Origin of the sequence: Streptomyces sp. NPDC057438 (assembly GCF_042802995.1) — a bacterium.
Taxonomy (GTDB): Bacteria; Actinomycetota; Actinomycetes; order Streptomycetales; family Streptomycetaceae; genus Streptomyces.
In genome coordinates, this window is sequence record NZ_JBHVDD010000072.1 from 44130 (window position 1) to 53221 (window position 9092).

Annotated in this window: 10 protein-coding genes; 9 read left to right on the forward strand and 1 reads right to left on the reverse strand. The window is 72.8% G+C overall.

Features of this window, described 5'->3' with window-relative positions:
* Positions 1–44 precede the first annotated feature (44 nt).
* The 8 genes from lepB to ACFU5F_RS30880 all read left to right on the forward strand — a co-directional run bounded on the left by lepB (position 45) and on the right by ACFU5F_RS30880 (position 6900).
* The gene (lepB, locus tag ACFU5F_RS30845) at positions 45–791 is read left to right on the forward strand and encodes a signal peptidase I (protein WP_383894256.1); all 747 of its coding nucleotides are present in this window, start codon (positions 45–47) and stop codon (positions 789–791) included.
* Positions 781–1296 carry an NUDIX hydrolase gene (locus ACFU5F_RS30850; protein WP_383894259.1) on the forward strand — a complete coding sequence of 172 codons (516 nt, stop codon included), beginning with the start codon at positions 781–783 and terminating at the stop codon, positions 1294–1296. Before lepB ends, ACFU5F_RS30850 begins: the two co-directional genes overlap by 11 nt.
* A 56-nt stretch (positions 1297–1352) precedes the next feature.
* The gene (locus ACFU5F_RS30855; RefSeq protein WP_005311352.1) at positions 1353–1661 is read left to right on the forward strand and encodes a DUF2469 domain-containing protein; all 309 of its coding nucleotides are present in this window, start codon (positions 1353–1355) and stop codon (positions 1659–1661) included.
* A 182-nt stretch (positions 1662–1843) separates the two neighbouring features.
* Positions 1844–2209, forward strand: coding sequence for a YraN family protein (locus tag ACFU5F_RS30860; RefSeq protein WP_383894261.1), 366 nt, complete (start codon positions 1844–1846; stop codon positions 2207–2209).
* Complete coding sequence (locus tag ACFU5F_RS30865; protein ID WP_383894263.1) at positions 2209–3831, forward strand: YifB family Mg chelatase-like AAA ATPase; 1623 nt, start codon at positions 2209–2211, stop codon at positions 3829–3831. Before ACFU5F_RS30860 ends, ACFU5F_RS30865 begins: the two co-directional genes overlap by 1 nt.
* Before the next feature lie 34 nt (positions 3832–3865).
* Positions 3866–5023: a DNA-processing protein DprA gene (dprA, locus tag ACFU5F_RS30870; protein ID WP_383894265.1), complete on the forward strand. Its 1158-nt coding sequence runs from the start codon at positions 3866–3868 to the stop codon at positions 5021–5023.
* A gap of 272 nt (positions 5024–5295) precedes the next feature.
* Complete coding sequence (whiG, locus tag ACFU5F_RS30875) at positions 5296–6129, forward strand: RNA polymerase sigma factor WhiG (protein WP_383894268.1); 834 nt, start codon at positions 5296–5298, stop codon at positions 6127–6129.
* A gap of 213 nt (positions 6130–6342) precedes the next feature.
* Entirely contained in the window at positions 6343–6900 is a 558-nt protein-coding gene (locus ACFU5F_RS30880; protein WP_383894286.1) for a TetR/AcrR family transcriptional regulator, read from the forward strand.
* A 279-nt stretch (positions 6901–7179) separates the two neighbouring features.
* Here the strand turns inward: ACFU5F_RS30880 and ACFU5F_RS30885 are convergent, their stop codons facing one another.
* Positions 7180–7788: a peptidoglycan DD-metalloendopeptidase family protein gene (locus ACFU5F_RS30885; RefSeq protein WP_383894271.1), complete on the reverse strand. Its 609-nt coding sequence runs from the start codon at positions 7786–7788 to the stop codon at positions 7180–7182.
* 273 nt (positions 7789–8061) lie between these two features.
* On the opposite strand from ACFU5F_RS30885, the gene rpsB reads away from it, so the two are divergent.
* Positions 8062–8979: a 30S ribosomal protein S2 gene (gene rpsB, locus ACFU5F_RS30890; RefSeq protein WP_383894274.1), complete on the forward strand. Its 918-nt coding sequence runs from the start codon at positions 8062–8064 to the stop codon at positions 8977–8979.
* The last annotated feature ends 113 nt before the right edge of the window (positions 8980–9092 follow it).

Sequence of the window (9092 nt, forward strand, 5' to 3'; positions counted from 1 at the left end):
GCACGGGGCCCGGACGGTCGATTCACCGACCTGGGAGCACTGGAATGAGCGGGACGGCACGTCGTACGGACGAGGGCCACGGACGGCTCGGCAGCAAGCTGTCGGGACTGGCCGTGGCCCTCGGCTGTGTGCTCTTCATGGGCGGCTTCGTGTGGGGAGCGATCCTCTACGCGCCCTACACCGTGCCCACCGACTCCATGTCCCCCACCATCACCTCCGGGGACCGCATCCTCGCCGAGCGGGTCGACGGCACCGAGATCAAGCGCGGTGACGTGGTCGTCTTCCGGCAGGAGACCTGGGGCAACACCCCCATGGTCAAGCGGGTCGTCGCGGTCGGCGGGGACACGGTCGCCTGCTGCACCGAGGGCAAGCTGACCGTCAACGGCAAGAAGATCGACGAGGGCTATCTGCCCCCGGGCGAGGACGCCGAGCTGACCGGCATCCCCGAGATCACCGTCCCCAAGGGCCGGCTGTTCCTCCTCGGCGACGAGCGCAGCGGCTCGCTGGACTCCACCGCCCACCTCACGGAGGCCGGCAACGGCACCGTGCCGAGGGCCCACGTGGACGCGCGCGTGGATGCCGTCGTGTGGCCCATGGAAGGCATGCTGGCCCGCCCCACGGGCTTCGAGAAGCTCGGCGCGCTCTCCTCTCCCGGCCCGCTGCGGCTGATCACCGCCGCGCTGGTGGTGGGCATGGTGCTGGTCCTGGGCGGCGGGGCCTACGGGCCCGTCGCCAAGCGGCTCGGCAACCGCCGCAGCGGGGCACGCTCGGAGCCGGCCGTTGTCGGCTGAGGACACCTACGAGGGCGGGCTGCGCCGGGTGGCCCGGGTGATCCTGCTGGACCCCCGGGATCGCATCCTGCTGCTGCACGGGCACGAGCCGGACGATCCGGCCGACGACTGGTGGTTCACGCCCGGGGGCGGCGTGGAGGGCACGGAGACCCGCGAGGAGGCCGCCCTGCGGGAACTCGTGGAGGAGACCGGGATCACGGACGTGGAGCTGGGTCCCGTGCTCTGGCGGCGCCGGTGCTCCTTCCCCTTCGCCGGACGGCGCTGGGACCAGGACGAGTGGTACTACCTGGCCCGCACCACCGACACGCGCCCGGTGGTGCCCCTCGACGCGGGTCTCACGGAGCTGGAACGGCGCAGTGTCGCCGGAGCGCGCTGGTGGACGTGCGGGGAACTGGCCCGGGCGCATGAGACGGTGTACCCGACCAGACTCGCCGAACTGCTTCGCACACTGCTCGACGAGGGTCCCCCGGCCAGACCCGTGGTCCTCGACACCGAAATCGTCTAGGGGCTCGCGGGACTGGCGCACAATGGTGGGATCGCACGGCTGAAGGGGAACATGCCATGAGCGCCGAGGACCTCGAGAAGTACGAGACCGAGATGGAGCTGAAGCTCTACCGGGAGTACCGCGATGTCGTCGGTCTGTTCAAATACGTGATCGAGACCGAGCGGCGTTTCTACCTGACCAACGACTACGAGATGCAGGTGCACTCGGTCCAGGGTGAGGTGTTCTTCGAGGTGTCGATGGCGGATGCCTGGGTGTGGGACATGTACCGGCCGGCTCGGTTCGTGAAGCAGGTGCGGGTGCTCACGTTCAAGGACGTGAACATCGAGGAGCTGAACAAGAGCGATCTGGAGCTGCCGGGCAGCTGAACGCCGGCGTCCGGAGCCGTCGGCGGCTGACGGGTCCTCGGGGGCGGCGGCCCGGGGAGGGGCCGTGGGCCGCGGTCGTCATTCGTGTGGGTGATGGAGTTATCCACAATCGGCCGCTTGTCCACCAAGATCAACTCATGGTCTGAGCTGCCCTCAGTGTTGGCGCCGGAGGTGGTGCCGACATGAGCAGGGCACGAGGTGCACTCGGCAGGTACGGCGAGGAGCTGGCCGCGCGGCGGCTGGCGGACGCCGGGATGACGGTCCTGGAGCGCAACTGGCGCTGCGGCAGGACCGGTGAGATCGACATCGTGGCCCGTGACGGGGACGCACTGGTCGTCTGCGAGGTGAAGACCCGCAGGGCCGGCCCCTTCGAACACCCGATGGCGGCCGTCACGGCCACCAAGGCGCAGCGACTGCGGGGCCTCGCCGAACGCTGGCTCCAGGAACACGGAGGGAGCCCACCGGGCGGCGTCCGCATCGACGTCGTCGGTGTCGTCCTCCCCGACCGCGGCGCCGCCCTCGTGGAACACGTGCGGGGGGTGGCGTGATGGGATTCGCCCGCACGTGCTCCGTGGCCCTCGTGGGGGTCGAAGGCGTCGTCGTCGAGGTGCAGGCAGACCTGGAACCGGGTGTGGCGGCCTTCACCCTGGTGGGCCTGCCGGACAAGAGCCTGACGGAGAGCAGGGACCGGGTCAGGGCCGCGGTGGTCAACTCGGGCGCCGAGTGGCCGCAGAAGAAGCTGACGGTGGGACTCAGTCCCGCCTCGGTCCCGAAGGCGGGCAGCGGGTTCGACCTGGCTGTCGCCTGCGCGGTGCTCGGAGCCTCCGAGCGGATCGACCCGCGGGTGCTCTCCGACATCGTGATGATCGGAGAGCTGGGGCTCGACGGCCGGGTCAGGCCGGTACGGGGCATCCTGCCCGCCGTGCTGGCCGCCGCCGAGGCCGGATACGAGCAGGTGGTGGTGCCGGAGTGCGCCGCCCCGGAAGCCTCGCTGGTGCCCGGTGTCTCCGTTCTGGGCGTGCGCACCCTGCGGCAGCTGATCGCCGTGCTGGCGGATGAACCGGTGCCGGACGAGGAACCCGACGAGGGCCGCCCGGACCCCCTCCTGGCCGGCCTTCGGCTGCCCGGCACCGGGGCCGCGACCGGGATGCACACCGCGGGAGCGGCGCAACAGGACCTGGGTCACGACCTCGCCGACGTCGTCGGACAGCTCACCGCCCGGACCGCCGTGGAGGTGGCGGCGGCCGGCGGGCACCACCTCTTCCTGGAGGGTCCGCCGGGCGCGGGCAAGACGATGCTCGCCGAGCGCCTGCCGGCCATCCTGCCCAAGCTGGCCAGGGCGGAGTCGCTGGAGGTCACGGCCGTCCACTCGATCGCCGGCCTCCTGCCGGTGGGAAAGCCACTGGTGGACGTGGCGCCCTACTGCGCCCCGCACCACTCGGCCACGATGCAGGCCCTCGTCGGCGGTGGCCAGGGCGTCGCCCGGCCGGGCGCGGTCTCCCTCGCCCACCGTGGAGTCCTCTTCCTCGACGAGACGCCCGAGTTCGGCAGTCAGGCCCTGGACGCCCTGCGCCAGCCGCTGGAGGCGGGGCACGTCGTGATCGCGCGCAGCGCCGGAGTGGTCCGCTTCCCGGCGAAGTTCCTGATGGTGCTCGCCGCGAATCCCTGTCCCTGCGGTCGCTTCTCACGGACGGACGACCTGTGCGAGTGTCCGCCCGCGGCCGTTCGCCGCTACCAGGCACGGCTCTCCGGCCCGCTGCTGGACCGGGTCGATCTGAGGGTCGAGATCGACCGCGTCACCCGGTCCGAACTGACCCGGCGCGGGGCCCGGGGCGAGTCCACGGCGACCGTGGCCGACCGTGTGCGCGCGGCCAGGGAGCGGGCGGCCGCCCGTCTGCTCGGGACGCCCTGGCGCACGAACAGCGAGGTACCGGGGCGCGAACTGCGCAGCCGGTGGCACGCGACCCCGGGAGCCATGGACGAGGCCGAGCGCTGCCTGGAGCGGGGCGTGCTGACCGCCCGGGGCCTGGACCGGGTGCTCCGCGTGGCCTGGACCGTCGCCGACCTCGTCGGCCACGACCGCCCGGACGCGACGGACGTCAACCTGGCCCTGCAGCTGCGCACCGGAGTCCCCCGCGGTGTGCCGATGGCGATCGGGGCACTGACGTGAGGGCCGCGCACCGGGGCTCCCCGGCGGGGGAGCCATGAGCGCCGGCGCGTCGGACGCCGAGCGGCGCGACCGGGCGTTCCTGGCCCGTGTCCTCGAACCCGGGGACGAACTCGGCGGGCGGTGGCTGCGGGAGTTCGGGGCGAGTGAGGTGGCGCGCAGGATCGCCGGCGGCGGGCGACCGCTGCCGGACGCCTCGGAGAAGCGGTGGGCGGGACTGCGCGTCCGTTCCGGTCGCGCCGACCCCGAGGGGGACCTGGCCACCGCGCGGGAGCGCGGAGTCCGGTTCCTGGTGCCGGGGGACACCGAGTGGCCCGGACAGCTCGACGACCTCGGGGACGCGCGGCCCGTCGGGCTGTGGGTGCGGGGCAGGGCCAATGCGCGGATGTGGGCGCTGCGCTCCGTGGCCGTGGTCGGGGCGCGGGCGTGCACGGAGTACGGGGCCCACATGGCGGCCACGCTGGGGGCGGGGCTGGCCGAGCGGGGGTGGGTGGTGGTGTCCGGCGGCGCGTACGGCGTGGACGGGGCCGCGCACCGGGGGGCGCTCGGGGCCGGCGGGGCGACGGTCGCCGTGCTGGCCTGCGGAGTGGACCGGCCCTACCCCAGGGGGCATGTGCAGTTGATCAGCCGGATCGCCGAACAGGGACTGGTGGTGGGGGAGTTGCCGCCGGGCGAGCATCCGACGCCGAGCCGGTTCATCCTGCGCAACCGCGTCATCGCCGCCCTCACCAGGGGGACCGTGGTGGTGGAGGCCGCCTACCGCAGCGGCGCCCTGGTCACGGCACGGGCGGCGCAGCGGCTGGGCCGGTTCGCGATGGGGGTGCCGGGCCCGGCGACCTCGGCCCTGTCGACAGGAGTGCACGAACTGCTGAGGGGTGATGCGGTGCTCGTGTCCGACGCCGCCGAAGTCGTCGAGCTCGTCGGTGACATGGGAGAGCTGGCGCCCGACCGGCGGGGACCCGTGCTCCCCCGCGACCTGCTGGAACCCGGAGCGCGGCAGGTGCTCGCCGGGCTGCCGGGGCGGGGACCCGCGGCCGCGGAGGAGATCGCCCGGGACGCGGGCACGACCGTGGACGACGCGGTCGGGAGGCTGTACGAACTCCGCGCACTCGGATACGTCGAACGACACGGCGACGGCTGGAAGTTGACACGCCAGGCGATGATCTCCGTCTCACCGGATCGGAGGCGGGGTTGACCGAGGGGGTTCGGCCGTCCGGGGGAACGCCGACACCCTTGTGGTTCCCGGCAGTTGGCGCGCCGCTCCGGTCACTCAGTGCGATCACCCGGGCCCGGCGCGTCGACCAGCAAAACGTATCTGCGCACCGGTGATCAGCCGACCTTTGCGCACTGCGACTCTCCAGTCACGCTACGCTCACGAGGATTCCGACTCAGGACAGGCAACTCGACATCGGACCGACAGCTCACCCAGACATCCCCAGTTCACGGCAGAACGGCACAAGGCGACGAATGCCCCAGCACACCTCCGGGTCTGACCGGGCGGCGGTACCCGCCGCCGCTCGCGGCAGCGTGCGCCCCGCCCCCTCGACACTCGACGAGCTGTGGCGGACGTACAAGACGAGCGGCGACGAGCGGCTGCGCGAGCAGCTGATCCTGCACTACTCGCCGCTGGTGAAGTACGTCGCGGGACGGGTGAGCGTCGGGCTGCCGGCCAACGTCGAGCAGGCCGACTTCGTCTCCTCCGGGGTCTTCGGGCTCATCGATGCGATCGAGAAGTTCGACATCGACCGCGAGATCAAGTTCGAGACGTACGCGATCACCCGGATCCGGGGCGCCATGATCGACGAGCTGCGCGCGCTGGACTGGATCCCCCGGTCGGTGCGGCAGAAGGCGCGCAACGTCGAGCGGGCCTACGCCACCCTGGAGTCCCGGCTCAGACGCACCCCGAGCGAGGGGGAGGTCGCCGCCGAGATGGGGATCGCGGTCGACGAACTGCACGCGGTGTTCAGCCAGTTGTCGCTGGCCAACGTGGTGGCGTTGGAGGAGCTGCTGCACGCCGGGGGCGAGGGCGGCGACCGGCTGAGCCTGATGGACACGCTGGAGGACACCGCCGCGGACAACCCGGTCGAGGTCGCCGAGGACCGCGAGCTGCGCCGCTTCCTGGCACGGGCCATCAACACGCTGCCGGAGCGGGAGAAGACCGTCGTGACGCTGTACTACTACGAGGGACTCACCCTCGCCGAGATCGGGAACGTGCTGGGGGTCACCGAGAGCCGGGTGAGTCAGATCCACACGAAGTCGGTGCTGCAGCTGAGGGCGAAGCTGGCGAGCTTCGGCCGGTGACCCGGCTCGGCCGGTGACCCGGCTCGGCCGGTGACCCGCCGGGCCGGGCCCGCCGCGGTGCCGGCGTCCGCCGGGCTGATGGCCGGTGACCGGCGTCCCGCCGCCGTGAGGGTGTCGGTGGCGGTCCCGTCGGGGCCGGGCCGGGGAAGGCACTCCCGTGCGTGGCGGTCCGTCCGTAGAGTGGTCGACGTGCCAAGGATTCGAGCGGCCTCCGTGGCCGAGCACCGGTCGATGCAGCGAGCCGCCCTGCTGGACGCGGCGCGATGCCTGCTGTCCGAGGGCGGGACGGAGGCGCTGACGTTCCCGGCGCTCGCCGAGCGCACGGGGCTGGCGCGGTCCTCCGTGTACGAGTACTTCCGGTCGCGCGCCGCCGTGGTCGAGGAACTGTGCGAGGCCGACCTCCCCGTCTGGGCGGCGGAGGTCGAGGCGGCGATGGCCGCGGTCGAGCGGCCCGAGGGCAAGGTCGAGGCGTACGTCCGCAAGCAGTTGGAGCTGGTCGGGGACCGGCGGCACCGCGCGGTGGTGGCCATCTCGGCGAGCGAGCTGGACGCCGGGGCACGGGAGAAGATCCGCGCCGCGCACGGCGGGCTCGTCGCGATGATCGTGGAGGCGCTCGCGGCGCTCGGGCAGCGGGAGCCCCGGCTGGCCGCGATGCTGTTGCAGGGGGTCGTGGACGCGGCTGTGCGGCGTATCGAACTGGGGGCCGCCGAGGATCCCTCCGCGATCACCGAGGCGGCCGTGGGGATGGCTCTGCGGGGTGTGCGGGGCTGAACCCCGCCCTTCGGCGCGCCCTCCGGCGCCGGGCCGACCTCATCGAGCAGGGCTCGCCTGGGGTCTCGCGGGGTGGCGCCTGTGGGGTGCCGCCCGGCCGGTCCGCGCCCGCCGGCCCGTCCGCCGCGGCGGACATGATCGCCGGACAGCCGGACAGCCGGACAGCCGGGCGTGGTGCACGGCCGGGCGTGGTGCACGGCTCCCCGGAGTCGAGGGCGAGGCACGGACCCGCCGTCCCTGACAGCAGGTCTCGGAGGGGTTGCCGGGGGCAGGGCGGCCCTACCGGGGCACCGGCAGGAGGCGGGACGGGCCCCTGCGCAGCAGCCATGGCGGCAGCAGCGACAAAGGGTCCAGGTAGGTGTCACCTCTGCGCAGGCCCCAGTGGAGGCAGGCCGTCGGGCAGTGGGAGGGAGCCGGTTCCAGCGTGCCCAGGAGGGCGCCCGCGGTCACCTCGTCGCCCTTGCGCACCGCGGTCCGGACGGGTTCGTAGGTCGTGCGCAGAGGCGGGTCGCCGGTGCCGGTCAGCTCGACCGTGACGACGCCCCGGCCCGCCACCCGTCCCGCGAAGGCGACGCGGCCCGCCGCCACCGCCCGTACCCCGGAGCCCGCCGGGGCGGACAGATCGACACCACGGTGGCCCCGCGCGTAAGGGGTGGGCGGCGGCTCCCAGGCGCGTACCACCGGAGGGCGCAGACCCACCGGCCAGGCGCGGCCGACCGCCGGCACGGACCCTCCGGGAACGGGCGGCGCCGGGGCGGCGCGCGGCGGCGTCGTCCAGGCCGTGGCCAGGAGAGCCGTCGTCAGGCAGAGCAGCAGAGCTGTCCACGCGGCCGTGGGCCGGCGGACCGTTCGCCTGCGTGCCGTCTCGTGGGTCGTCTCGTCGGACATGGGGAAAGCGTCCCGCGCGGCGGGCGATCATGGCCGGGATCTGTGGAGTACCGGCCGGTTGTGGATATCGGCGTCACCCGGGGCCTCGCGGGTCCCGTACACTTCTGGTGGCGATCCGGGTCACCGGGTCGACTTCGCACGCCCCGGTACGAGGCCCTTCTGTGGTCTGTATCAGCGCCCCTCGGTCCTTCGTGGCAACGGCGCAACGCGGGCGTCAGGCGCGGGAGCCGTCCGGTTCCCGCGGCACAACCGAGCAAATCAAGGAGAACGGCCATGGCCGTCGTCACGATGCGGGAGCTGCTGGAAAGCGGCGTCCACTTCGGTCACCAGACCCGTCGCTGGAACCCGAAGATGAAGCGCTTCATCTTCACCGAGCGCAACGGCATCTACATCATCGACCTGCTCCAGTCGCTGTCGTACATCGACCGCGCCTACGAGTTCGTCAAGGAGACCGTCGCCCACGGCGGCACGGTCATGTTCGTCGGCACGAAGAAGCAGGCGCAGGAGGCGATCGCCGAGCAGGCGACCCGCGTCGGCATGCCCTACGTCAACCAGCGCTGGCTGGGCGGCATGCTCACCAACTTCTCGACCGTCTACAAGCGTCTGCAGCGCCTCAAGGAGCTCGAGCAGATCGACTTCGAGGACGTCGCCGCGTCGGGTCTCACCAAGAAGGAGCTTCTCGTGCTCTCGCGCGAGAAGGCCAAGCTGGAGAAGACCCTCGGTGGTATCCGCGAGATGCAGAAGGTGCCCAGCGCCGTCTGGATCGTGGACACCAAGAAGGAGCACATCGCGGTCGGCGAGGCCCGGAAGCTCAACATCCCGGTCGTCGCCATCCTCGACACCAACTGCGACCCCGACGAGGTCGACTACAAGATCCCGGGCAACGACGACGCGATCCGCTCCGTCACGCTGCTCACCCGTGTGATCGCCGACGCGGTCGCCGAGGGCCTCATCTCCCGCTCCCGCGTCGCCACCGAGGGCAAGGGCGACAAGGCCGCCGGCGAGCCGCTGGCCGCCTGGGAGCGCGACCTGCTCGAGGGCGAGAAGAAGGCCGACGAGGCTCCCGCCGCCGCTGAGGCTCCCGCCGCCGCTGAGGCTCCGGCCGCCGCCGAGGCCCCCGCCGCGGAGGAGGCCCCGGCCGCCGCCGAGGCTCCGGCTGAGGCTCCGGCCGCGGACGCCGAGCAGGCCTGACCTTCACGGTCGTAGCGCTGTAGGGACGACGGCGGGTGGCGCCCAGCGCGCCACCCGCCCGTCACCCACACCCCCTAGATCTTAGGCGGGCGCCCGGCCAACGAGCGGCGGCG